This is a genomic window from Nocardia rhamnosiphila NBRC 108938 (assembly GCF_000720425.1).
GTDB classification, from domain to species: Bacteria; Actinomycetota; Actinomycetes; order Mycobacteriales; family Mycobacteriaceae; genus Nocardia; species Nocardia rhamnosiphila.
In genome coordinates this window covers 158,175-181,401 of the sequence record NZ_JOAJ01000007.1, presented here as the reverse complement: position 1 = coordinate 181,401, position 23,227 = coordinate 158,175, and the positions used below count along the sequence as shown (strand labels likewise).

Annotated in this window: 17 protein-coding genes and 2 pseudogenes; 10 read left to right on the top strand and 9 right to left on the bottom strand. The window is 66.9% G+C overall.

The annotated features are described in order from the left end of the window. Positions 1 to 24 precede the first annotated feature (24 nt). The 5 genes from arsA to IG75_RS0122980 form a co-directional block, all read right to left on the bottom strand. Positions 25 to 1,782 (bottom strand): arsenical pump-driving ATPase, encoded by a 1,758-nt coding sequence (gene arsA / locus IG75_RS0123005; protein ID WP_030523522.1) that lies wholly within the window; start codon positions 1,780 to 1,782, stop codon positions 25 to 27. 541 nt (positions 1,783 to 2,323) lie between these two features. After that, positions 2,324 to 2,734: an arsenate reductase ArsC gene (locus IG75_RS0123000; RefSeq protein ID WP_030523523.1), complete on the bottom strand. Its 411-nt coding sequence runs from the start codon at positions 2,732 to 2,734 to the stop codon at positions 2,324 to 2,326. Positions 2,735 to 2,876: 142 nt separating this feature from the next. Then, on the bottom strand, positions 2,877 to 3,296 hold the full coding sequence (locus IG75_RS0122990) for an arsenate-mycothiol transferase ArsC (protein ID WP_030523524.1): 420 nt from the start codon (positions 3,294 to 3,296) through the stop codon (positions 2,877 to 2,879). Then, on the bottom strand, positions 3,293 to 4,384 hold the full coding sequence (arsB, locus tag IG75_RS0122985) for an ACR3 family arsenite efflux transporter (protein ID WP_030523525.1): 1,092 nt from the start codon (positions 4,382 to 4,384) through the stop codon (positions 3,293 to 3,295). The genes IG75_RS0122990 and arsB overlap by 4 nt, the downstream gene beginning before the upstream one ends. Further along, positions 4,381 to 4,758: an ArsR/SmtB family transcription factor gene (locus tag IG75_RS0122980; RefSeq protein WP_030523526.1), complete on the bottom strand. Its 378-nt coding sequence runs from the start codon at positions 4,756 to 4,758 to the stop codon at positions 4,381 to 4,383. The genes arsB and IG75_RS0122980 overlap by 4 nt, the downstream gene beginning before the upstream one ends. 162 nt (positions 4,759 to 4,920) lie before the next feature. Here IG75_RS0122980 and IG75_RS0122975 point away from each other — a divergent pair, with 162 nt between their 5' ends. The 3 genes and pseudogenes from IG75_RS0122975 to IG75_RS38435 all read left to right on the top strand — a co-directional run. Continuing rightward, positions 4,921 to 5,436 (top strand): MarR family winged helix-turn-helix transcriptional regulator, encoded by a 516-nt coding sequence (locus IG75_RS0122975; RefSeq protein ID WP_030525937.1) that lies wholly within the window; start codon positions 4,921 to 4,923, stop codon positions 5,434 to 5,436. Further along, positions 5,433 to 6,668, top strand: coding sequence for a Bcr/CflA family efflux MFS transporter (locus IG75_RS0122970; protein WP_030523528.1), 1,236 nt, complete (start codon positions 5,433 to 5,435; stop codon positions 6,666 to 6,668). Before IG75_RS0122975 ends, IG75_RS0122970 begins: the two co-directional genes overlap by 4 nt. Positions 6,669 to 7,660: 992 nt before the next feature. After that, a pseudogene (locus IG75_RS38435) lies at positions 7,661 to 7,921 on the top strand (SulP family inorganic anion transporter); the annotation flags it as partial. 51 nt (positions 7,922 to 7,972) lie between these two features. On the opposite strand, the gene IG75_RS0122960 reads toward IG75_RS38435, so the two are convergent. Then, positions 7,973 to 8,875: an IS5 family transposase gene (locus IG75_RS0122960; RefSeq protein WP_030523530.1), complete on the bottom strand. Its 903-nt coding sequence runs from the start codon at positions 8,873 to 8,875 to the stop codon at positions 7,973 to 7,975. On the opposite strand from IG75_RS0122960, the pseudogene IG75_RS36525 reads away from it, so the two are divergent. Together IG75_RS36525 and IG75_RS0122950 are read left to right on the top strand one after the other, a co-directional pair. Then, positions 8,874 to 10,285 (top strand): annotated as a pseudogene (locus IG75_RS36525) (SulP family inorganic anion transporter). The gene IG75_RS0122960 and the pseudogene IG75_RS36525 overlap by 2 nt on opposite strands. 3 nt (positions 10,286 to 10,288) lie before the next feature. Beyond that, a complete protein-coding gene (locus IG75_RS0122950) occupies positions 10,289 to 10,705 on the top strand; it encodes a MerR family transcriptional regulator (protein WP_030523531.1) in 417 nt (138 codons plus the stop codon). A 328-nt stretch (positions 10,706 to 11,033) separates the two neighbouring features. Here IG75_RS0122950 and IG75_RS0122940 read toward each other — a convergent pair whose 3' ends face one another. After that, complete coding sequence (locus tag IG75_RS0122940) at positions 11,034 to 12,440, bottom strand: MFS transporter (protein WP_051714872.1); 1,407 nt, start codon at positions 12,438 to 12,440, stop codon at positions 11,034 to 11,036. A 72-nt stretch (positions 12,441 to 12,512) separates the two neighbouring features. Between IG75_RS0122940 and IG75_RS0122935 the strand changes: the two genes are divergently transcribed. After that, positions 12,513 to 13,118, top strand: a complete 606-nt coding sequence (locus tag IG75_RS0122935; RefSeq protein ID WP_030523533.1) for a TetR/AcrR family transcriptional regulator — start codon at positions 12,513 to 12,515, stop codon at positions 13,116 to 13,118. Between the two features lie 1,394 nt (positions 13,119 to 14,512). Here IG75_RS0122935 and IG75_RS36520 read toward each other — a convergent pair. Together IG75_RS36520 and IG75_RS0122920 are read right to left on the bottom strand one after the other, a co-directional pair. After that, on the bottom strand, positions 14,513 to 15,070 hold the full coding sequence (locus IG75_RS36520) for a molybdopterin-dependent oxidoreductase (protein ID WP_051714846.1): 558 nt from the start codon (positions 15,068 to 15,070) through the stop codon (positions 14,513 to 14,515). Positions 15,071 to 15,609: 539 nt separating this feature from the next. Then, a complete protein-coding gene (locus IG75_RS0122920; RefSeq protein WP_281181622.1) occupies positions 15,610 to 16,539 on the bottom strand; it encodes a LysR family transcriptional regulator in 930 nt (309 codons plus the stop codon). Between the two features lie 243 nt (positions 16,540 to 16,782). Between IG75_RS0122920 and IG75_RS0122915 the strand changes: the two genes are divergently transcribed. The 4 genes from IG75_RS0122915 (at position 16,783) to IG75_RS39260 (ending at position 23,223) form a co-directional block, all read left to right on the top strand. After that, positions 16,783 to 17,985 carry a cytochrome P450 gene (locus IG75_RS0122915; protein WP_030523536.1) on the top strand — a complete coding sequence of 401 codons (1,203 nt, stop codon included), beginning with the start codon at positions 16,783 to 16,785 and terminating at the stop codon, positions 17,983 to 17,985. A gap of 303 nt (positions 17,986 to 18,288) precedes the next feature. Further along, positions 18,289 to 19,098: an MBL fold metallo-hydrolase gene (locus IG75_RS0122910; protein WP_051714844.1), complete on the top strand. Its 810-nt coding sequence runs from the start codon at positions 18,289 to 18,291 to the stop codon at positions 19,096 to 19,098. A 1,045-nt stretch (positions 19,099 to 20,143) separates the two neighbouring features. Then, complete coding sequence (locus tag IG75_RS39265; RefSeq protein WP_036515008.1) at positions 20,144 to 21,550, top strand: hypothetical protein; 1,407 nt, start codon at positions 20,144 to 20,146, stop codon at positions 21,548 to 21,550. Further along, positions 21,547 to 23,223, top strand: coding sequence for a hypothetical protein (locus IG75_RS39260; RefSeq protein WP_030523539.1), 1,677 nt, complete (start codon positions 21,547 to 21,549; stop codon positions 23,221 to 23,223). Before IG75_RS39265 ends, IG75_RS39260 begins: the two co-directional genes overlap by 4 nt. The last annotated feature ends 4 nt before the right edge of the window (positions 23,224 to 23,227 follow it).

The following is a 23,227-nucleotide window of genomic DNA, read 5'->3' as shown; positions in this document are numbered from 1 at the left end:
CCAGGGTTGTCCGCGGCCTGGCGGTCACGCCGGTGAGGAGGTACGACCGAGTGCGCCGAGGGCGGGGATGCCGACAGGTTCGCCGGCGAGGGCGGGGATGACCGCGTAGCGGCCGGTGTGGGTGGTGACCTGCTGGATCTGATCGAGTTCGGCGGTCGCGCGGCGGCGTAGCAGCGGGTCGGTGGGTGCGGCGGCGGCGAGGCTGTTGTCGATGACCCAGGCCCAGGGATGGATACCGGCGCGTTCCAGATCGTCGCGCAGCTCGGCGGCTTCGAGGACGGGGGTGGTCTCGGGCAGGGTGACCAGCAGGACTTTGGTGGCTTCGGGGTCTTGCAGTCGCATCAGCGGGGTGATGAACCGGGTGCCGGGCGCCATCTGGCGCACGATGTCGCGATGGTAGGAGCCGGTGGCATCCAGCAGCAGCAGGGTGTGGCCGGTGGGTGCGGTGTCGACGACGACGAACCGGCGCCGGGATTCGGCGACGATATGTGAGAACGCCTGGAAGACCGCGATTTCGTCGGTACACGGTGAGCGCAGGTCTTCGGCGAGGGCAGCGCGTCCGGCGTCGTCGAGGCCGGCGCCTTTACCGGCCATGACCCGAGCCCGATAGTCGGCCACGGCCCGGGCCGGGTCGATGCGCGAGACCTGCAGGTGTTCCAGGCTGCCCGCTACGGTTTCGGTGAGGTCGCCGGCGGGGTCGGTGGTCGACAGGTGCACTTCGTGGCCGTGTTGGGCCAGCACTACCGCGACCGCTGCGGCCACGGTGGTTTTGCCGACCCCGCCTTTGCCCATGCACATGATCAGGCACGGTCCGTCGTGTTCGATCTGCTCGATCAGCGCGGCCAACGGCGCATCGGCCACAGCTGCCACTGTCGGCGGGGCTGTCGTCGCGGCGGTGACGGGCGGGGTCGGGTCGAACAGAGTGGTCAAGGCGTCGACACCGACGATATTGGTGGCCTTCAGTTCGACCAGATCACGGGGCAGTTCCCGGACGGTGGCGGGCATGGCCTCGATCGCGGCGCGCTCACGGCGGCGGGTCGCGGCCACGAGCGGGTCCCTGGAATCAGCGGTCTCGGGTAGTACGCCGTTGATCACCACGTACTGATCGGACAGCCCGACAGTGGCCAGTTCGGTACGGGTGCGGGCGATCTCGGCCAGCGTCGAGCGTGACGGGCGGGCCACCAGCACCAGACGGGTACGGTGCGGGTCGGCCAGCGCGGCGGCCGCGTCGGCATAGACGGCTTTCTGTTTGTCCAGCCCCGACAGCGGGCCCAAACAGCTGGCGTCGCCACCGCCGGTGAGGAATTCGCTCCAGCTGCCCGGCAACTGCAACAACCGGATGGTGTGGCCGGTGGGCGCGGTGTCGAACAGCACGTGGTCGTAGTCGCTGGTTTCGTCGGTGAGCAGGGCGGTGAACTCGTTGAACGAGGCCACCTCGGTGGTGCACGACCCCGACAACTGCTCGGTCATCGACGCGATATCGGTCTCCGGCAGCACACCCCGCAGCGGTGCGAGGATCCGTTCCCGATACGCGGCTACCGCCTGTTCGGGGTCGATCTCGAGCGCCCACAACCCCGGCACACCCGAGATCGCGGTCACCGTGTTACCGACCGTGAGACCGAATACCTGCCCCACGTTCGACGCCGGATCGGTCGACACCAGCAGTACCCGCCGCCCCGCCCGCACCAACCCCACTGCCGCCGCACAGGCGATCGAGGTCTTGCCCACCCCGCCTTTGCCGGTGAAGAACATGAACCGCGGATTACCGGCCAGAAACTTCATCTCACCCACCGTGCCCGATACCTCCACTCGAGCCGATACCGACAACCACTCCGGACCTGTGCGCTTCATTCGATCGCACTCCCGCTTCGTGCGGCAGGGCCGAACGTCCCTTCCGGCCCACGCCGCACGGGCCAGGAAACCCGTCCGGGAAAGTCGTAGGGGCCTGGCCGGTCGACCGTGGCTTCGCGTGGTTTCGCATAATCTGGCCGCAGTAGTTTTCCGATCGGGCGGTATCGACGAGCGGCGATACCGGCAGTGACCGAAATGGTGCACCGGTCCTCGATCACGGGTCAGGCACCGGAACACCCCGGTGCCCACGGCCAGGACAGTGATAGTTACGGCCGTGATGAGCCCTGCCCGAGCCGTGTCGTGCCCGGGGCCGATCAAATACACCGACCACCAGCCCACCACCGGCGCCAGCATCACCACCCCGGTACCGAGGATCTCCGCGCGATACCGTGCAGCCGCTCGGTTCCAGGCGCTCGGCGCGGGCTCGGCACCAGCCATCACGCTCCTCGATAATGTTGTGCGGGAAAGGTTTTCAGGCGTGTACGGGCAACAGCTCGGCGATGAGCGCCTCCACCCGCGTACGGATCCGGTCACGGATCGGGCGCACGGCCTCGACCCCTTTCCCGGCGGGGTCTTCCAGGTCCCAGTCGCGGTAGCTGATACCGGGGAACACCGGGCAGGTGTCCCCGCAACCCATGGTGATCACCACATCCGAGGACTCCACGGCGTCTGCTGTGAGGATCTTCGGGGCCGCGGTGGTGATATCGATGCCGACCTCGGCCATGGCCTGCACCGCAGCGGGGTTGAGACGGTCGGCGGGCGCGCTGCCCGCGGAGCGGACCTCGATCGCACCGCCTGCGAGGTGGGCGAGGAAACCAGCGGCCATCTGGGAGCGTCCGGCATTGTGGACGCAAACGAACAACACACTCGGCTTATCGGTCACGACAAGGGCCTTTCAGACGGTGGAGACGCCGAGTTCGGCGAACGCCACGTGCTGGTCGATGGACAGATCCGCGCGCAACGTGGTCACGGGAATGGGGGATTCGGTCATCACAAGATCCGATGCTCGAGAAGGGGGTATGGGGTTATGGATGGTCAGGGGCAAGCAGTTCGGGCAGCAAGGCGTCGACGTGGGCGGCGATATCGTCGCGGACCAGCCGCATTCGCTCGACCCCGTCGATACCGCGCAGCGACGGTTCATCGGTGTCCCAGGTCCTGACCTCGATATCGGCGGCGGTATCGAGGCGGGCTTCCCGGCCGAGGACCACCACCAGGTCCACCGCGGTCAGGAGGTGCGGATCGACCGGTTTCGGGGCCTCCCCGGCGAGATCGGCGCCGAGCTCTTCCACGGCCTGCACCGCCAGCGGGTTCAATCCCGGGCCCGGGTCGGTGCCTGCCGAGTACGCCGTCACCCGATCCCCGGCGGCCCGGCGCATCAGGGCGGCGGCCATCTGGGATTTACCGCTGTTGCGGACGCACACGAACAACACAGAGGGTGTGCTCACCGGGAACCCGCGTCGACCGGGACGGTGGTGGTGTCGCGGAAGCGGTTGCGTAGCGCCAGGGAGACGTAGACGAGGGCTATCAGGACCGGCACTTCGATCAATGGGCCGACGACCCCGGCCAGGGCTTGCCCGGAGGTGGCGCCGTAGGTGGCGATAGCGACCGCGATGGCGAGTTCGAAGTTGTTGCCCGCCGCGGTGAACGCCACTGTGGTCGTGCGCTCGTAGCCCAGGCCCAGGGCCGCGCCGAGGAGGTATCCGCCACCCCACATGATCGCGAAGTAGGCCAGCAGCGGGACCGCGATCCGGACCACATCGAGGGGCTGGGAGGTGATGCGGTCGCCTTGCAGGGCGAACAACACGACGATGGTGAACAGCAGCCCGTAGAGCGCCCACGGCCCGATCCGCGGGATCAACTTCGTCTCGTACCAGTCGCGGCCCTTCGCGCGCTCACCGAACCGGCGCGTGAGATACCCGGCGGCCAGGGGGATGCCGAGGAAGATCAGCACTGATTTCGCGATCTGCGACGGCGACGCCTCGATCGTGGTTTGGTCGAGACCGAGCCAGCCGGGCAGCACCGAGAGGTAGAACCAGCCCAGGACCGCGAACATGATCACCTGGAAGATCGAGTTGATCGCGACCAGCACCGCGGCGGCTTCCCGGTCCCCGCAGGCGAGGTCGTTCCAGATGATGACCATCGCGATACACCGGGCCAGCCCGACGATGATCAACCCGGTCCGGTACTCCGGCAGATCGGGCAGTAGCAGCCACGCCAGCGCGAACATCAGTGCCGGGCCGAGCAGCCAGTTCAGCACCAGGGACCCGGTGAGGAGGCGGCGGTCGCCGGTGACGGTGTCGAGGCGGTCGTAGCGGACCTTGGCCAGCACCGGGTACATCATGATCAGTAGCCCGATCGCGATCGGCAGCGAGATCCCGTCGAGTTCCACCGCGGCCAGCGCCTGGCCAAGGCCGGGGATCGCCCGGCCCAGCACCAACCCGGCCGCCATGGCCACCCCGATCCAGACCGGCAGGAAACGATCGAGTGTGGACAGCTTGCCTGCCACGCCGTGCTCGATGCCGGTGGCGCTCATGCGTTCACCCCGGCGGTCTCGCCGCTCTCCATCAGCAGCGCCTCGGAGAGTTGCTGCAAGGCCCGCGGTACGACCCGGTAGTACACCCAGGAGGCGCGGCGTTCGCTGGTCAACAACCCGGCGGAACGCAGCACCTTCAGGTGGTGGGAAATGGTCGGCTGGGTCACGTCGATGCCCTCGGACAGGTCACACACGCACGCCTCCATCCCGGCCCGCGAGGCGATGGAGCTGAGCAGCCGCAACCGGACCGGGTCCGAGAGCGCCTTGAACACCGAGGCCAACCCGGCCGCCGCTTCCGGTGTCAGAGGCCGGCGCACCCGGGGTGCTGGGTCACATGCCTGGACCGGGATCACCGGCAACTGCGGTTTAGACATGAGTCGATATTGACAGTCATCTATGTCAGGAACCAAGCGAACAGCAGGTGAACATCCCGGTCCCGGCCGAGTCTCGCGACTCGAACAATCAAGCTATTGCGTAGCACTTTCCGATGTATTCCCCATTGACACGGATATTTACAAAGCTTTAGCTTGTTAAATATGGCATCTGAGGGCGAGTCCAGGGCGGCTGACATAGTGTTGGCGGAATCGGTGCGGTGGGCGGTTTCGCGGTTGTCGTCGCGGTTGAGGGCCGAACAGCCCGGCGGCGACAGGCCGTTGACGCGTGTGGCGGCGTCGGTGCTGGCGAACCTTGCGCACAGTGGTCCGTTGACGGCATCGAAGCTCGCCGCGATCGAGGGGATGCAGGTTCAGTCGTTGACCCGGGTGTTGAACGAGCTCGACGGGTCCGGCCGGATCCGTCGAGCTCGCAGCGCGGTCGATGCCCGGCAGCACGACATCGTCATCACCGAGGCAGGGCATGAGGCGTTGCGGGAGCATGTGCGCGACGGGAACCTATGGTTGGCGGCCGCGCTGCGGGACTCACTGACCGATGCCGAACGCTCAGTGATCGAGATCGCGGCCGGACTGTTGCGCACTGTCGCCGAATCGACGCGCGCCACCGGTGTCCCAGCGGCCTCGCCGGTGCGTGGCGACGGTGCGGCACCGGCCCTGTGACCGCTGAGCGCACCGGCGGCCACGGCGAGGCTGCGGTGACGAGGCTGCCGGTGCGGCGGGGGCGGTTTCTGGTGGTAATGGCCGGTCTCAGTGGTGCGGCGCCGTTGGCCACCGATATGTATGTGCCCGCGCTGCCGGAGCTGGCTCGCTCTTTGGGTACCGATACTTCCGGTGCTCAGGTGTCGCTCACTGGTTTCCTGGTCGGGGTGATAGTCGGCCAGTTGGTGTTGGGGCCGCTGAGTGACGGGTCCGGTCGGCGGCCGGTGTTGCTGTCGGGGGCGCTCGGGTTTGCGGTGTTGTCGGTGGTGTGCGCGCTGGCGCCGACGGTGGCAGTCCTGGACGCGGCGCGGTTCGGTCAAGGCGTGGCCGGGGCGGCGGGCATCGTGGTGTCTCGCGCGGTGGTCGCCGATGTCTTCGACGATCATGACATCGCGGATGTGTTTTCGCGTCTGGGATCCATCACTGCCGCCGCGCCGGTGCTGGCGCCGCTCGCCGGCGGTGCGCTGTTGCTGGTTTTGCCGTGGCGCGGAGTGTTTCTCGTTCTGGCCGTATTTGGATCGGCGCTGGCGGTAGGGGTGTGGTTCTGGATCCCGGAGTCGCTGCCACCACACGCGCGCCGCCCCGGTGGCATGGTCGCCGGGTTACGGTCGATCTACGGAGTCGCTGCCCGTGGTGCTGTGGTGGCGCCGGTGCTGGCGTTGTCTTTCGGTGGGGCTGCGGTGTTCGCCTATATCGCGGGCGCGACCTTCGTGTTCCAGGAGGTCTATGGTCTGACCGCAGCGGCGGCGAGCGTGGCCTACGGAGTGAACGCGGTCGGAAATATGCTGGGTAGTCTCGCCTATGGGCGGTTGGCGCGGCGATGGTCCCCGGAAACACTGCTGTGCGGCAGCGCCGTGGCGGCTTTGGCGGGCCCGGTGGCGCAGGTGTCGGTTTCGGTCACGGTCGGGGCCGCGATGATGGTGACGTGGCTGTGCCTTCTGGTGTCGCTGACCGCGTTCGGGGTGTTCTTTCCCGCTGTGGTCACCATTGCCCAGGCCCGGGGACGCAGCGCACCGGGCGCCACGTCGGCGTTGCTCGGCGGTGGTCAGTTCCTGTTCGGGGCCGCGGCTTCTCCGGTCGTCGGGCTGTTCGGTCACCACAGCCCTACGCCTATGGCTGTGGTGATGGCCTTCGCGCTGTCCTGCGCTGTCCTCGCTGCACTGGCTACCGCTCGCCTGGCACCGCGCCGGTAACCCTTCTCAGTGTGCACCGGTCGAGGCAGGGCCGCCGGGGGTACGGGGCGGGATTGCTATTTCGGCGCGGTGAGGTGCGGGCGTGGCGTGCCGCTGAAAGGTCGTGGACAGCACGCCAGGCCGGCTGTGGGCTCGGTGAGGGGTTGCGTGGGTTGCCGATGCCGGTGTGGTGGGCTTGGGCGCTGGTCCACAAGACGTAGTTGTGACGTGGATGCCGTCGAGGCTGACGTAGCGGTTGGCCGAGATCGTCCCCGGTTCGGGGGTCGGCGCCGACGGCGAACATGGTGCCCACCAATGCATTCGCGCGCTCGATATCGGGGCCGTCGAAAACACGGGTGACAACCACAATGCACCCGGTGTGCTGGATCGGCTGATGGGTGGGGGTGCTTCGGCGCAACTGGACATCGGGGTGACGCCGAGACGGTGGATGCCTGGTTCGGCGGTATCGACGCCGCATTTCCAGGTGGTGTCCTGGCCGGTGGCTGCGCGGGGCCGGCGGTTCGGGCGACGTGCAGCAGGTGGCGGACGTCGTCGCAGGCGAGTGCAGAGTGGGAGGCCGGATCCGGACCGGGCCAGGACCGGGACGGCCAGACGGTGGCGATGGTGGCATCTTCATGGTCGGGGCCCTCGGCTCGCCATAGCCTGAATGGGGTGGTAGGGGTGGTCCGGGCAGGAATCGCGTGTGGGGTGGAGTCATTGACGGCGCCTCGTGGTGATGCGTCCGGAGTCGATGTTCGGATCTGGCAGGCTGAGACGTCGGCCACCTTCTGTCCATCCGGCTTGCAACTCTCCCCCAGGGGGAGAGTACTGTCGTGCTGGATCGAGCGAACATCGATCCCCTCATGGGTGCGGCACTGTGGCGGCGCTGTGGTGGTCCCGGTGCGATCGAGCAGATGCTCGACGCTTCCTCTTCTGTGTCTTCCCGTTTGTTCCGGCCGGTGAGCCTCGTGGCGGCGCCCGCGTGCGCCGATATCCTGGACAGGAGTCTTTCCATGGTTTCCGCAACTGACCGGCCCGAGGTGGTCGAGGGTTCGGTGTGGGCGGCGTTGCGCAGCCCGAAACGACTGCGGATCGAGGTTCTGGCCGGGCTGGTGGTCGCACTGGCGTTGATACCGGAGGCGATCTCGTTCTCCATCATCGCCGGCGTGGACCCGCGGATCGGGTTGTTCGCCTCGTTCACCATGGCGGTCACCATCGCCATCGTGGGCGGTCGCCGGGCCATGATCTCTGCGGCTACCGGCGCGATCGCACTAGGGTCTGTGTCGAAGTGGTGAGCAGGGTGGCGGGCTGGCGGCCCGTCCTGCTCAGTCATGGCGGAGCCATTGGTTGATCGCTGCGATGTGGATGGTCGCGAGGTAGCGGACGGCGAGTTTGTCGAATCGGGTAGCAACCGCACGATGTTGTTTGAGCTGGTTGATGCCGCGTTCGACCACGTTGCGGTCGCGGTAGATCACCGGGTCGAACCCTGGTGGCCGTCCACCGGCCGAACCACGGGCCCGGCGGTGGCCGGCTTGGTCGGCCGGCACCGGGATCGTGGCTTTGATCCCTCGACGACGCAGCCAGACGCGGTTGCTGCGGCTGGAGTAGGCCTTGTCGGCGAGTACTCGTTCAGGTCTGCGACGAGCCCGGCTGCCGGGGCGGGGCACCTCGATGCGGTCGAGAACCGCCACGAAGTGCGGACTGTCCCCGGCCTGGCCGCCGGTGAGCAGCATGCTCATCACCCGGCAGCTGTCCTCGCAGGCCAAATGTAGTTTTGTTGTCCACCCACCGCGGGAGCGACCCAATGCGTGATCGCCGGGTTCACACTCGCCGGGCCCGCTCGGCGGTTCGGTTTGACCGTCGGGGTCGCGGCGGGCCCCGCCCGCGTGCTGGTGAGCACGCATGATCGTGGAGTCGACGCTGATCTGCCACCCGATCCGGCCCGCGGCTTCGGCGAAGGACTGCAGCGTCTTCAGGATCACCACCCAGGCTCCGGCGCGCTGCCATCGCCGGAACAGTCCATAGACCGCCGACCAGGACCCGTACTGCGGTGGAATGTCTCGCCACGGGCAACCGACACGGGTCCGCCACCGAATTCCGTCGATGATCTGTCGTTTCGTCCACACGGGCGGACGTCCCGCTTTCTTGTGACGGGGCAGCAGCGGCTGCAGCCGCGCCCATTGCGCGTCGGTCAGATCCGCGCGCCCCGCCACCGCTACGCTGGCCATGAGGTCTCCGGTCGGTCTTCGGTTTTACTTGGTCGTTCAACCGACTTACCGGAGACCTCGCCTATCTGCCAACGCGGACAGCATCTTTCGTGAAACGCCAGGTGGGGTGGCACCGCTGCGCGCTGCCACCCCACCTGCTACTTCGACACAGACCCTAGTCATCGCTCCTGTGGTCGAAGAGCACGGACTGGACTATCTGATCGCCACCGTGCTGCTGGCCGGGGTGCTGCAGATCGCGTTGAGCGTGGCCGGGGTGGCCAGCTGATGCGGTTCATCCCACGCAGTGTGATGGTCGGATTCGTCAACGCGCTGGCGATCTTGATCTTCACCGCCCAGCTTCCGCACCTGTTGGGGGTGCCGTGGCTGGTGTATCCGATGGTCGCCGCCGGATTGGTGGTGATGGTGTTCCTGCCGAAACTGACGACCGTGGTCCCGGCGCCGCTGGTGGCGATTGTCGTGCTGACCGCGGCGACGATGGTGTTCGCGTTGAACGTGCCGGATGTCGGGGACGAGGGTGAGCTGCCGTCGAGTCTGCCGTCGTTCCTCATTCCGGATGTGCCGTTCACCCTGGACACGCTGAAGATCATCGCCCCATATGCGATGGCGATGGCGCTGGTCGGGCTGCTGGAGTCGCTGATGACCGCCAAGCTGGTCGACGACATCACCGACAGTCGTTCCGACAAGACCCGTGAAGGCTGGGGGCAGGGCGTGGCGAACCTGGTGACCGGGTTGTTCGGCGGTATGGGTGGCTGCGCGATGATCGGGCAGACCATGATCAACGTCAAGGTCTCCGGGGCCCGTACCCGCATCTCCACCTTCCTGGCTGGAGTGTTCCTGCTGATCCTGGTCGTGGGGCTGGGCGGGCTGGTCGCGCAGATTCCGATGGCCGCGCTGGTGGCGGTGATGATCATGGTTTCTGTCGGCACCATCGACTGGCATTCCATCGCTCCGAGAACGCTGCGGCGGATGCCGATCGCGGAGACCACGGTCATGCTGGTCACCGTCGGGGTCACGGTGGCCACCCACAACCTCGCCTACGGGGTGATCGTCGGGGTGCTGGTCGCGATGGTCGCCTTCGCCCACCGGGTCGCGCATTTCACCGAGGTGGAGAAGGTGTACGAGGCAGATACCGATGCCGACGGGGCTATCGGCGTGTATACGGTGCGGGGTGAGTTGTTCTTCGCCTCCAGCAACGATCTGGTCTACCAGTTCGACTACGCCGGTGACCCACGCAATATCGTGATCGATATGTCCGATGCGCATATCTGGGACGCCTCCACCGTGGCCACGCTCGACGCGATCACCACCAAATACGCCGCCAAGGGCAAACATGTGGAGATCATCGGCCTCAACCCGGCCTCCGAAGCCCGGCACGGGCAGCTGTCCGGTCACCTCGCCGGCGCGCACTGACCGATGGGCAGCACCCCGGGAGAGACCGGTTTCCTGCAGATCGGGCAGGTCGCCGAGCGCACCGAGTTGTCGATCAAGACGATCCGCCACTACGAAGAAGTCGGATTGGTGATCCCCTCGGCGCGTTCGGCCGGCGGGTTCCGCCTCTACACCACCGCGGATGTGGAACGGCTGCTGGTGATCCGGCGCATGAAACCCCTCGGATTCACCCTGGCGGAGATGAAACAACTCCTCGACGCGTTCGAGGTACTGGACGATCCGGCGGCCACCGGCGAACAACGCACGCAGGCCGCGGAATTCCTTCGGCAGTGCCGTGAGCGAACCCACGACAGTGCGGATCGATTGCGCCGACATCTCACCTACGCCGAGGAATTCGGCGACTTGCTCGCGGCCCGATCGGACTGGGCAGGATCATCCTGATCGTCTGCGGCGGTCTCGATCCCGGTCTCCGCGATCGAGGCTCGCCGCGTCGATAGTGGGATCGGGGATGGAAAGTCGCAGTAGACCGGCCGGGATAGCCGCGGCGATCCCGGCGGCGAGTAGGTAGCCGGTGGTGATGAAGGTGGCGGCCGTGAGCGGCCCGAACACCAGCGGGGACGGCCAACCCGCGCTCTTCGATCACCCGCATCACCGACGCATTCGAAGCCGTCACCCCACACCGCCACCGGCAATTCCCGACATCACCGCCCACATCGGGACCAGACCGCTACCGCGAACCCGAAATCTTCCTGACCTCGGGTGCCGTACGCTACCGCCCGGCTCCGGTGGAAGCTCGGGGGGCGGGCAGCAGTACCGTGGCGGCCGCAGCCACGACCATCACCACCGCGATCGCGGCGAACGCCCGGTTGTAGCCCTCCAGATTGCCCGGTGCGGCGACCGTGATCAGCACCGCCAACCCGAGCGCGGCGCCGACCTGCTTGGTTGTATTCATCAGCCCCGATGCCGCCCCCGCATCCCCGGGCGAGACTCCGGAAGTCACCGCAGCGGTGACCGGGGTGTTCAACAAACCGGCCCCGACACTGAACACCACTGCCGGGCCCAGGATTCCGGCCACAAAGCCGCTTCCGGAATGCAGTTGCGCCTGCCACGCGAACCCGGCGGCCGCCACCACAGCACCCACCGCGATCAACACCCGGCAGTCGACGAAGCGCATCAGCCACGGCGTGACCCAGACCCCGACCGTGATGGTGGTCATAGTGTGCGGCAAGAACGCCAAACCGGTCTGCAGCGGGCCGTAACCGAGACCGGCCTGCATGGACAGAGTGAGGAAAAACCACATCGGATTCAGGCATGCGCCGGCCAGCAGCAGGATCAGGTTTCCGGCGGTGACCGACCGAATCCGCAACAGCCGCAGCGGGAACAGCGGTGCACGCACGGACTTTGCTCCCAGCAGCGCGAATGCCGCCAGCAGTAGTACACCCGCGCCGATCCCGGCCACCGTGGGCGCGGCAGTCCAGCCGTGGGCCGCTGCCTCCCCGGCTCCATAAGCCAGCGTGGCGATCCCGCCGGTGACCAGCACCGCTCCCACGACATCCAGTCGCGGCCGGATCGTCGGCCGGTCGGCGGTGATCACGCGCAGCGCCACCACGGCAGCAGCCACCCCGATCGGAACATTGATCAGCAGGGTTGCCCGCCACGACCACCACTCGGTCAACACACCCCCGAGCAGGTTTCCCGCCGTGCCACCGGCCATCCCGAGCGCCGTCCACACCGCCAGCGCTCGGGTCCGGCCCGGCCCCTCGGGGAAGGTCGTGGTCAGGATCGCCAACGTCACCGGTGCCAACGCCGCCGCACCCAGCCCCTGTACCGTTCGCGCGCTGATCAGCCACGTCCCGGTCTCGGCCAGCCCACCGGCCAGGCTCGCCACGGTGAACAGCCCCAGTCCCGCCAGCAGCATCCGCCGCCGCCCGAACAGGTCCACCAACCGCCCACCCAGCAGCAGCAACCCGGCGAACACCAGGGCGTAGGCGTTGACCACCCACCCCAGCTCGACCTCGCCCACACCCAGCGACGAGCGGATCGAAGGTAGCGCCACGTTCATCACCGAGATATCGAGCACCACCATGAACTGTGCCGCGCACACCACCACCAGTACCGCCGCGGCCCGCACCGGTTCCGCGGAACCTGCTGCGGTATCGCCCGGGTCGAGTCGCATACCCACCACCTCACCTGATACATCTGTACCGTATACGTTTGTATCAATTCGGGGGATTCAGGAGGTAACGCGGTGCCCAGGACCGCCGACCACACCGCGCGCCGCACACAGATCGCTGAGGCACTCGTGCGCGTCGCCGCCCGCGACGGCCTGCACGCGGTCACCATGCGCTCGGTCGCCACCGAAGCGGGGATCTCGCTACGGTTGGTGCAGTACTACTTCGACACCAAAACCGGGCTACTGCTCGGCGCGCTGGAACACCTCGAACGGCAATCGCACCAGCGCTGGACCCAGCGCCTTGCCGGGCTTCCCGACCCGCCACCGCCGCGCCCGTTCGTCGAAGCGTTCCTGACCGAGGCGTTGCCGGCCGACGAACCCAGCCGCGTCTTCCATCTGGTCGGCACCTCCTATGCGATGCTCGCGCTCACCGACCCGGAGCTGGCCGCCGCACCATTTGCCGCCAGGATCGACCGCCTCGGGCAGCAACTCTCCGACACGCTCACCCGCGCCGCCGCCCAGGGAGACCTCGCCGCCGGGGCCGACCCACGCCAGGAGGCCGCGCGGCTGGTCGTTCTCGCCAACGGCCTCGGAACCAGCGTGCTGGCCGGCCAGCAGAACATCGAGACCGCCAACGAACTCGTGCGCTACCACCTCGATCAACTCTTCCCGGCCGGCTGAACGCCGCCGCCGTCTGGTGGTGCTTCGCGGGTGTGGCGCCGACCAGAGTCGGCCCCCCCGATTACCCCGCGCTTTCATCGTCGATATGACGTCGGCGTCGGGTGCCTACCGGGGCAGGACTGCTCGTGGAGCCGAAGGGGCGTCGCCGGTCGAATGGGATTCTCCCTGCTCGGTCGTCTGCACGGACGTAACGGAGCTTCTCGGGCGCAGTGGTCCGGGATGCTGCGTTGCCGCCGGTTGACTTGACGTTCTGACGACCGGTCATCGAGGGTCGAGTCTCTGTTGTGGAGTGCGTTCGGAGTAGTCCGGCGGGGAGGCGTGCAGTTCGGTCCTGATGCGCGTTCCTCGGTGCGCGGTGTAATTCGTTGCGAGCAAGTATATTTCGACGTCCTTACACCGAAAAGACGCGGCTATTTCGTTGCCGTCGCCGTGGTGATCGTGGGTGTCGGTGCCGAACGTCGATGTCTTGCCGGACCGAACAGTCTCATGAACCTCTTTGTGGGGGTCAGGGGTTCGAGTCCCCTTAGCTCCACAAAAATTGCAGGTCAGGACAGGTATTGTATCGGTCTTGACCTGTCTTATTTGATCCAACTCCACGGAAACCCCTCGGTTTCGGGATCGGTATTTCGTTTCGGCCGGGTTAGGTTTGGCTGATGTAGGTTTCTGTTGCCTATTCGTCGGAAGTCGATCCGGTGATCGGTGGTTGGCGGTGTCCCTGGTGGGGCACGTCGGAGATGGGCCATGAAGCCAATGGCAGTGAAGGTATCCGAAGCGGATGAGTGGTCAGGTAGCTGGTTGAACTACCTGCCCATCATCGCCGTTCGGTCGAAGCCGGATTTCGTCGTCTACATCTGGGCCCAGACGTATTTGTTCTGGAGGTAGGGTTCGATACCGGCGCGGCCGGATTCGTGGCCCCGGTCTGCGCCGCCCCCACGGACGTCGGGCAGGATGCAGAATTGGGTATCGTTCTGGCGGGGTTCTCGCTGATCTATCTGAATCACCGTCGGGGCAGACGGCCATCCGCACGTAGTGGCGGTTCAGGCGAGGGTGCGGCAGAACCTACTGTGCATCGGGCGCGTCGGATCTGGTACCCGCCGCAATGTCGAGGTCCCCGGCGGTTACGGTGCTGTGGCCACCGCAGGGGGAAGGTGGACACAGCCTGATCGTCGACGGTAACGCCGAGTTGCGGGACAGTGGACTGGTGGTGGTGCCGCGGAAGGCGATCCTGCACCGCGATGATCCGTCCCGGCCGGTCGGGCAACGTTGCGAGGGATGCCGTCGCCTGTCCTTTCCGCTGGTCGAGGGCGCCGCCGTCGACCGATCACCAGACGGTCACCGCCATCTACACAGGAAACACCTGGTTGCCGTGCCGAACTGCCGAAGTGCGGTCGGGGTCATCGGGCTGGATCCACGACACGTATGGCGACGATGTTGGAGACGTACCGGCCGCCTTTGTGGTCTTCGGGGGCTGTGGTGCGGGGCCGTGGTAGTGGCTTTCCATCTTGGTTGTAGGCGAGAAGTATCTGTTGTCCGCCGAATTCGGGTGCGATTTCTCCCCAGGCGAAGGTGGCGCTGTGGCCGTCGGAGGCGGTGACGACGATTGCGAGTCGTAGCAACCCGTTCTTGACGGTGGGGTCCGGTGTCGGTACGGCTGCGTTCAGTATGTCGAACAGCAGTGCGCCATCGAAGTGGTGGTTCTGGGTGCCGGTGCTGGAGTCGAAGGTGACCTGTTGTGTCTGCCGTTCGAACTGCTGGAGACGGTCGAGGGTAAGGGTTTGCGGGTTCTCTACAGCGCCTTCGACCCTGATTCCAGGGGAGGCAGCAGCGGGGTCGTCGGTGTTCGGGGCGGCACTCTGTGTTGCGGAGATCGCAGGTTCGGTGCTTGTCGCCGGTTGCCCTGCGCATCCGAATATCAAGGCAGCCGAGACAGCGAGCACCACCGCGGAGAACATGTTTGGAGTCTTCGAGCCGCGCGGAAACGGGGTTTTCGGGTTACGTGCAGGAGTCAAGTGGTGTATCTGCCTTCATACCTCGAGAATCGGGGCCGGCTCTACGTTCCGGCGGGTCGAACTACCGGCCCCTGCAGATGCATCCCCGCTCGGGCATGATAGAGCGGCCTGGTTGGGCCTGTGAATAGTTGGAAGGGTTGGCGCTGGTTCGATGGGGTGTATGACGGTGGCGTCGACCAGGGGGTGTGGTTTTCGATTACGGTGGCCTGCTGGTGGATACGGAGTCGCGGTGGTCGGTTGGTCGGTTGCCGAGGTTCGGTTGTTCGCTGGACACGGGTTCGGCTTCGGCGCCGAGTAGAAGGCCATGTTGATCGGGCGCACCATCGAGGACACCGCGGCGGCGTTGGCGGTGTATTTCGGTTGTGAGGGTGAGGGATGGTGATCGCGCGGGAGCTGCTGGCGTTTGGTTCACGCCGAACTCGAGGTCGGTATGGACGCGATGGCGGGTGAATGTTCGGTGCTCAAAGCTGCTGACCGCAGATTCATGCACTGGGGGAGAGGTGGCGTAACCATCCGTTGCGTTCAGCGCAGCGCCGGGCGTTGGCGACGACACCGGCAACGGCGGGCGAGGGATCGTTCGCGGGCCACAGCACCGAGAGTTCGGCCGGGATCGGTGGATCGACGATATCGCGAACAACAATGCCGGTGCCGGGCTTCGCGGCGTGCTCAGCGAACGACGCAGGGGTCAAGCCGACCTCTCGTCCGCTGACGAGCCGGGCGAGCCCGGCGTTCACCGGCGGATCCCCGAACGCGCAGATCGCGGGTGCGAAGCCCGCTTCCCGGCATGCGGCGACGATACCGTCGTAGTACACAGGGGCGAGTCGGCGCGGGAACAGCAGCAGCGTCTCGTCGCGAAGCGCCGCGACCGGGATCGGCGATACGGCCGCAAGGCGGTGGCGGGTGCTCAGGAGCGCGGATACGGGCTCATTGCGGAGGATCTCGGCACCTACCCCGTCGATGGGTTGCGGTGACAGAGCGAGGCCGATATCCAGGTCGCCGGCACAGAGACGTTCGGGAATCTCGGCGCTGTACACCTCTCGGGCGTCGACCGTGAGGCCCGGATGGTCCTCATGGAGAGCATCCAGAAGCGTTGTGAGCGTATCGAAGCCCGTGACCGGGGTATAGCCCAGCCGGATCGTCGTCGCGATCCCTGATCCGGCCAGCCGGGTGACCTGCACGGCGTGTTCCAGCGCGGCCAGTGCTGCCGGTGCTTCGCGAAGCAGTGTCCGCCCGGCGGCGGTGAGCTGTACCCGGCGGCTCGAACGCACGAACAGCGGGGTCCCGAGGGTCTCCTCGAGCTTGCGGATCTGTTGGCTCAGGGACGGCTGGGCGATGTAGAGACGGGTGGCCGCGCGGCCGAAGTGGAGTTCCTCGGCTACGGCCACGAAGTAGCGGAGGAGGCGGGGACTGATCTCGATAGTCGAATTCTATCGTTTCGAAGCCGAACAAGTCTTGGACGCCCGCCCGGTGGCCGCCGTACTGTCGTTTCCAGGCCACACCAGTGGCACCGACCTACCTCGTCGAACCTGGTCGGAGCCAGTTTTGGTTCGGTCCGGCCGCCATCGCCATCAGCCCGGCGGGGGATCGTACGCTCAGCAGCGCTGACATTCGATTCATCAGGCGGCCTGCGTTTCTCCTGCTTCTATGAACGGATAATGCTGTTGACCACAGATGTGCTCTCGCTCGACCCGACCGGCAAGTTCCTGCACAGGGACACCGAGCGTCTCCGATCGGCCGGGCCCGCCGCACGGGTGGCCCTGCCCGGTGGGGTGATCGCCTGGTCGGTCACGAGGTACGAGACGGTGCGGCAGTTGGCCGAGAACGACCGCGTATCACGCGATGCGCAGCAACACTGGCCAGGGCTGGCCGATGTGCCCGAGGGCTGGCCGCTCGCTCCCTTCCTCATGTCGCCGACCGTCCTCAACGCCTACGGCGCCGATCACCGCCGTCTGCGCGCCATCATGGAGTCCGCGTTCAGTCCCGAGCGTCTGCAGACGCTCAGCGAGAACCTGAGCCTGAGACTGCCCGCCCTCCTGACCGAACTCGGTGACCCCGGCTCCGGCACGGTCATCGATATCCGGACGGACTTCGCCCAGGTGATCGCCGGCGAGACATTGTGCGACCTGTTCGGTGTGCCGCAGCAGCAGTGGGTCGATATGCGCAAAACTATGCTCGACCTGATCAGTCCCTCCGAGGACGCCGAGGAGGCCGCCGCCGGACTCGATAACGCGATGGGATTGCTGGCCGCGCTGATCGCAGGCAAACAGGACGCATCCGAGACCGATATGGCCGCCACGTTGGCGCGGGCCCCGGAGATGACCGACGAGGAACGAGTGCTGGCACTGGCTGTCACCATCGCCGGCGGACTGCCTGCCACCACGGGTCTCATCACCAACGCGGTCTTCGACCTGCTCACCCACCCTGATCAGCTCGCCGCGGCCGTCAAAGGTGTCGTCCCCTGGCCGACGGTCGTCGAGGAGACATTGCGCTTCGACGCACCGGTGCAGAACATGCCGTTGCGGTATGCCGTCGAAGACATCGACCTCGGCGACGGTGTCGTGATTCGGCAGGGCGACGCGATCATCATGGGCTTCGGGGCCGGTGGACGCGACCCCGGCGTCCACGGCCACACCGCAGCGGCGTTCGACATCTATCGCCACGACAAGTCGCATGTCGCGTTCGGTTACGGGGTGCACCACTGCATCGGTGCAACCCTGGGGGGCTTCGAGGCGATCCAGGCACTGGCCGCGCTGTTCGAGCACTTCCCACAGCTCGAACTGTCCGAACCCGCCCATACCCTGCCACCGCTGCCTACATTCATCTTCAACGGCAAGGCACGGGTCCCGGTGCGCCTGTGAACCACGGGTGCCCACCGTTTCGAGCAACTGTGTCCACTCCGGGCTGCCGCCGCGGTCGCGGCCTGAACACGCCCGATTGTGACGCCGGCACACAGCATGGTTTCCGCCCCGTGCATAAACGGAACTCGCCGCCGTCCGGTGCACGTGTTCGCCGAAAATAGAAGCCGGGGGACCGGCTCGGGCAGGGTGTCGGCGGCACGCGATTCGTGGCGGCCTCGAACTGCGCTGAACGCTCGCGAAATAGGAGAGTGTGTCGAGCATGCCGAATCCTTGCAGTAATCCCCATTTCAGAGGAGTTGATGAATGAAGGTCGAACCCGTGGAAGTGGCCGACGATGTCTTCTTCGTCGGTACCCGACTGGTGAACTGGGTCCTCCTGGTGGACGGGAAGTCGGTCACCCTCGTCGATACCGGATATCCCGGTCAATTCGATGACGTCCTGTCCTCGATCCGGTCGATCGGCCGAGATCCTCGAGAGGTGGAGGCCATCCTGATCACCCACGCTCATATCGATCACCTGGGCGGCGCGCTGTCCTTCACCAAGCAGTACAACACTCCGGTCTACCTGCACCGTGACGAACTGGAACATGCGAGACGCGAAGCGCACTACGGCCTTTCGCCGATCGGCGTGATAAAGAACCTGTGGCGTCCCGGGGTTCTGCCGTGGATCGTCTCGGCCCTGCCTGTGGGCGTCGCTGTCCGCGCCGGTCTGGCCGATCCGCTCGAGTTGCCGGGCGACCGAGCACTGGACCTGCCCGGTGGCCCGGTTCCGGTCCCCACGGCCGGTCACACCCCCGGCCACACCATGTATCTGTTGCCGCGGGCGAAAGTGCTGATCTCCGGCGACGGACTGGTGACCGGGCACCCCACGTCGAGACTCGATGGCCCGCAGTTGGTCCCTGCGATGTTCGACGACGACCGTGAGGGTGCCGCGCGCATGTTGGGGTCGCTGGTAGACCTGGATGCCGAGGTCATCCTGCCCGGGCACGGTGCCGTGCACCGAGGTCCGGTAGGTGCGGCGGCCACCATGGCGCAGAACCGATCCGGTGTGGCCGGAACCCCGGCGCACCCCGGGCCCGCGAACGGATCCACCCCACCCGGCAACATCGTTTAGTTCCCCACCAGGGGTAGGCGGAATCAGCGGCTTGCGCAGTGGGGCGGCCCACCGGAGGTCGCCGCCGCTGTCCGGCGCGGGGCCTGACGCCTCATCCGCTGAGCGTCGTGGCGTCACTCAGCTATACGCACCACCGGAAGTGCGCCAGAGCCTTCAGCGAGATAGTCCCGTGCCTACCGGGGCAGGACTGCTCGTGGAGCCGACGCGGCGTCGCCGGTCGAATTGGATTCTCCCTGCTCGGTCGTCTGCACGGACGTAACGGAGCCTCTCGGGCGCAGTGGTCCGGGATGCTGCGTTGCCGCCGGTTGACTCGACGTTCTGACGACCGGTCATCGAGGGCCGAGTCTCTGTTGTGAAGTGCGTTCGGGGTAGTCCGTCGAGAAGGCCGTGCAGTTCGGTCCCGATGGGCGTTCCTCGATGTACAATGTAATTCGTTGCGGACGAATATATTTCGCCGTCTTCACAGCGGAACGATGCGGCTGATCTCGTTGCCGTCGCCGGGGTGATCATGGGTGCCGGTGCCGAACGTCGATGTCTTGCCTGACCGAGCGGTCTCATGAACCTCTCTGTAGGGGTCAGGGGTTCGAGTCCCCTTAGCTCCACCAGGGTTTATCTATATTATTCGCATGACGAATAAACCGCTTTATGGCACTGTCTACGACAGCTGACCCTCACACTGAAAGTACGGTGTGAGGGTCATTTTGTGTCAGTATGATGGTCGTCGAATCGGGTCCGGGCCCCCGATCACTCATCCTTTGCGGCGTATGGCCCAAACGACACCGGTGGACCCTTGCGGTCCGGTCGATGGGCCTGCGGCGACGCGTGCTGCCACGTGCGGATCTCGCTGTCGAGAGGGTATGAACAGTTCGACGAGAACTTGCACCTCGGCGTCCTTTCCATGGCTGGCAACAGGGGTCGGTTGCGCGCGCGCCCGGATTGCGGAACTCTTCGACCCGAGTGTGATCCTGACGGCCGGGCAACGCTCTCCGGGTCGGGTTCGCAGACCGGCTTGCAGGACAGAGATCCGCTGAGGTGGGAGTGTGCTGTGATCGGTTCCGGGAGTCCGGAACTCGCGGAGCTGGCCGATCGGATCGTCGCCGGGTTGCGTGCGCTCGTGCCGGACAGGCGACGCCGGTTCGAGGCCGCCTTCGCGATGACCGTTGTCGCCGAGTCGGCGCTGTTCCTCGCCGATAACGGCGACCATCCGGTCCGATGTCAGGTGTCGGAGGCGGTGTGGGAGTTGGTGCGCCGGCATCGAGCCCTGTCCGCTGCCGCTGAGCACGGGCCGTGGTGGCGGCTGGTGGTGCGCGTCGATACCCATGGGGCCGAGGTCGTCAAAGATCAAGGCGCGGAGCCGTTTCCGGGTGAGCAATTGTTCGCGCCGCAGGCGTATCTGGCGGATCTGGAACGGTATCCGCGTAGTCGGCTACCCGTGTGGCTGGCCGCCTACCTCGGGCGCGGTGAATCCCAGTCGAGGTCACCGCGCGCGGCCGCGGACGGTGCGCGCGCGGATCGGAGTGCGGGTGTGCTGGCAGTGCCGGTGACCGGCGAGTTGCCGGATCTGGCGGTGGTGTGGGCCCGGTGGGCGGTGCTGGCCGCGGCCTTTGTGGCGGCCGGATCGGAACGAGGCCCGCGGATCGGCCCGTCGGTCGGCATCTTCGAAAGTTCGGGACACAGCGGTTCGACGTTGACACTGTTGCCCGGCGACCGGGCGGTGCTGTCGGGCGGTGTCTGGAATGCGCCCGTCTTGGAAGCTGCCTACAACGGGGACGGCGGGATGCCGAAACTATTTGCCGGAGCGCCGGATTGGGTGGTCGACGCGGTACTGAACCCACGCGTGATGACCGGCATGCTGTCGTTTTGCTACTGGTGGGATCAGGGACAGTGGTACCGCGGCGAATCCGCTCCGATGGCGGAATGCGCGCCGGCGTTGCCCGCCGTGTGGACGGCCGATACGGTGGCGAAAGTGGTGGCGGGCGTGCTGGACGGCCCGTCCCCGGATGCCGCTGAAGTGCTGGTGTCGGCTGCGCAGGCCGCGGCGGTGACCCGCGCGGCGATCGCGCAAGTCGTCGGTGAGGGTACCGAGGTCGATGTCGACGGTGCCCTTTTCCAGTTCGTGCTCGCCGATCTGGTCGCCGGTGACATCGTGGGGATCCGGGAAGAGGAGGCACTGGATCTCGTCCGTGATCACATCCGCAGCCGGGGTTACGACACGACCGGGTTCCCGCTCTCGACATTGCGGGCCGAGCGGGTCAGCGTGGGCTGGATGGTGCGATCGCCGGTGCCGGACGGGGAGATCGCGCTCGACCGGGCGGTCTTCTATGTCGCAGACGACGGTGTCGTGGAGCGGTCGAGCTCGTCGGTGCCGCTGTCGGCGTTCATCACCGATTTCGAGCAGCGGTTCCGGCTGCGGACCGGCGGACCGATGCTCGCCACCCGAGGTGGGCGATGAGCGGCGAACTGCGACTGGACTTGGATGGCCTGCGCGAGCGCGGCGCGCGGCTGGCCGATATCGCCGATCGGGTGCAGCAAACACACGCTGGGCTGCGGTACTGCCTGCAGCAGGCGGAAGGCAGCTTCGGCGACGACTATATGGGGCGCACCTTCGCCGAGCAGTTCACGCCGCGCGCCGAACAAGTGGTTTCCACCGTGGAGGCCATGGCGGAAGGAATGCGCAGTAACGCGGCCGGAATCATCGGCGCCGCGCACGACTTCGGTGCACAGGATATCGACGGCGCCGCGCGCGTGGCCGGGGCTGCCCAGGATACGGGCCCAGTACCGGCCGGTCCCCCAGGACCGGCCGATATGGCCGAGTCGCCCCCGGCGGGTACGGTCGGCCCGCAATCGCCGGTCGATGGACCCCGGTCGAACCCATCCGACCAGGACGCGGTGACGCCGGAGCAGAATTCGCCGGTGTATCCCGGCGGCGGGCCACGGAGCACCGACCAACTCCCGGCCGGTGGGCCCGACCGGCCGGGTAGCGCACCGGCACCGGCCGGATCCCCGGGGCGAGCCGCTGCGGACAGTGGACCACGGTCCGAGTCGCCGTGGAGTCGTTCCCGGCCCGAATCCGGTCCGGTGGGCAACGAGGCGACCGGCGCCCCCGGCCGGCGGTCCGGACCGGCGGCGCCGCCACCATCCTCCGCGGTCTCGCCCCCGGCGGTAACAGCCCCCTCGCGTAATACGCCCCAGACGTCGGGAAGACCGTCCGGCAGCCCGGTCGCAGGGCCCGCGGGACGGGCCGGAGCCCCGTGGACCGAGACGCCGCCCCGTACGCCCGGCCAACCCGGGATGCCGAGTTCGCCCGGAAACGCTGGAAAGCCCGCCAACACCGGGCAGGCTCCGCCGCAAGGTCCCGCACAACGACCGAACGCACCGGGCGGTGACAATGGCCGCGACCGTGATCGGCGCGGCGGCCGCGGGCGGTCGGCGGCCGATCCGGCAATCGAACAGCTGGCACGCGCATTGGCCGAACGGCACGGCGTCGAGGTGACAGGTTTCGATGACCCCGATCTTCAGCTCGCGCCGGTACAGGAGTTCGTCACCGCGGTGGACCGGGTCCTCACCGACTACCCGATGATCGTGCTCGAGATCGTCGCGGTGGCCGAGCTCGAGGACCAGCTCGGCACGGTGCGGTGGGCCGGTGCGCCGCCGGACAGCGAAGGCGGTGCCCGGTCGATAACCCTCGACCGGCGCGCCGCACAACAGCCGCAGGCACCTGCCCGATCATCCCGGCCACCCGCACACCCGCAGGACGCCACCGCCGATACCGAGAAAACGGGCGCGACGCCACAGCCGGATATCTACACGGCCACCTTGCGGGCATTCGGCCGGGCTTTCGACGCCGCCGGTGGCGGTGTCGCACACCGGCGGGCACAACGCGTGCTGATCTCGGAATACCTGAACACCCAGCCGCGTCCGCGCCCTGCGCTGTCCGAGATGGTGCGCGGTTACCGGGAGTGGCGTGCCGAGTTGGCCGGGCATGCCACGGAACCCGGCGGATTCGATGTGGCCGAGGCGCTCGGCGTCGGGTTCGCCGAGGTGGTCCAGCACGGCGAGAAGGCCGGTATTCAGGCACGACTGCTGCATGCGGTGCTCGTCGCTGCGGCGGCCCGGGCGAGGTAGTTCG

Excerpts from the sequence above, each read along its gene's own strand:
- arsA (WP_030523522.1), bottom strand. The coding sequence starts at position 1,782 with ATGAAGTTTCTGGCCGGTAATCCGCGGTTCATGTTCTTCACCGGCAAA.
- arsB (WP_030523525.1), bottom strand. The coding sequence starts at position 4,384 with ATGAGCGCCACCGGCATCGAGCACGGCGTGGCAGGCAAGCTGTCCACA.
- IG75_RS0122980 (WP_030523526.1), bottom strand. The coding sequence starts at position 4,758 with ATGTCTAAACCGCAGTTGCCGGTGATCCCGGTCCAGGCATGTGACCCA.
- IG75_RS0122975 (WP_030525937.1), top strand. The coding sequence starts at position 4,921 with ATGGCATCTGAGGGCGAGTCCAGGGCGGCTGACATAGTGTTGGCGGAA.
- IG75_RS0122960 (WP_030523530.1), bottom strand. The coding sequence starts at position 8,875 with ATGGCCAGCGTAGCGGTGGCGGGGCGCGCGGATCTGACCGACGCGCAA.
- IG75_RS0122950 (WP_030523531.1), top strand. The coding sequence starts at position 10,289 with ATGGGCAGCACCCCGGGAGAGACCGGTTTCCTGCAGATCGGGCAGGTC.
- IG75_RS0122940 (WP_051714872.1), bottom strand. The coding sequence starts at position 12,440 with ATGCGACTCGACCCGGGCGATACCGCAGCAGGTTCCGCGGAACCGGTG.
- IG75_RS36520 (WP_051714846.1), bottom strand. The coding sequence starts at position 15,070 with ATGTTCTCCGCGGTGGTGCTCGCTGTCTCGGCTGCCTTGATATTCGGA.
- IG75_RS0122915 (WP_030523536.1), top strand. The coding sequence starts at position 16,783 with ATGCTGTTGACCACAGATGTGCTCTCGCTCGACCCGACCGGCAAGTTC.
- IG75_RS0122910 (WP_051714844.1), top strand. The coding sequence starts at position 18,289 with ATGAAGGTCGAACCCGTGGAAGTGGCCGACGATGTCTTCTTCGTCGGT.
- IG75_RS39260 (WP_030523539.1), top strand. The coding sequence starts at position 21,547 with ATGAGCGGCGAACTGCGACTGGACTTGGATGGCCTGCGCGAGCGCGGC.